Raw genomic sequence first — 468 nt, forward strand, 5'->3', positions numbered from 1 at the left:
GGATGCCAGCAAGGTGGACAGCGTGCAGGTGTATAACGGCAGCGCCCCGGTCAGTGCCGGCGGCGACAATATCGGCGGCGTGATCGTGGCCAAGGCTGCAGCCCCGCGCTTTGCCGAAACCGGACAAACCCTGCTCACCGGCCAGATGGGGGCTTATTACCGCAGCAATGGCGATGCCAGCGGTGCCAACCTGTCTGCCACGGTGGCCAATGACCATGTCAGCATCAACTACAGCGGCTCCACCGCCCGTTCCGGCGATTACGACGCCGCCGCCCCTTTCAAGAAAGCCGGTGCGTCCTCTGGCCGCGCCTGGCTGGATGGCGATACCGTCGGCTCCACTGCCTACAACACCCAGAACCACGAAGTCAGCGTAGCCTGGCGCGATAGCTACCAGCTGCTGGAAGCCAAGGTGGGCGTGCAAAGCACCCCGTACGAAGGCTTTGCCAACCAGCGCATGGACATGACCGA

Annotated in this window: 1 protein-coding gene; it reads left to right on the plus strand. The window is 63.9% G+C overall.

Annotated elements, in window-relative coordinates:
* A partial coding sequence (locus EAY64_RS20490; RefSeq protein ID WP_199734512.1) for a hypothetical protein occupies positions 1-468 on the plus strand: 468 nt, incomplete at both ends.

The organism is Aquitalea palustris (assembly GCF_003693445.1).
GTDB lineage: Bacteria > Pseudomonadota > Gammaproteobacteria > Burkholderiales > Chromobacteriaceae > Aquitalea > Aquitalea palustris.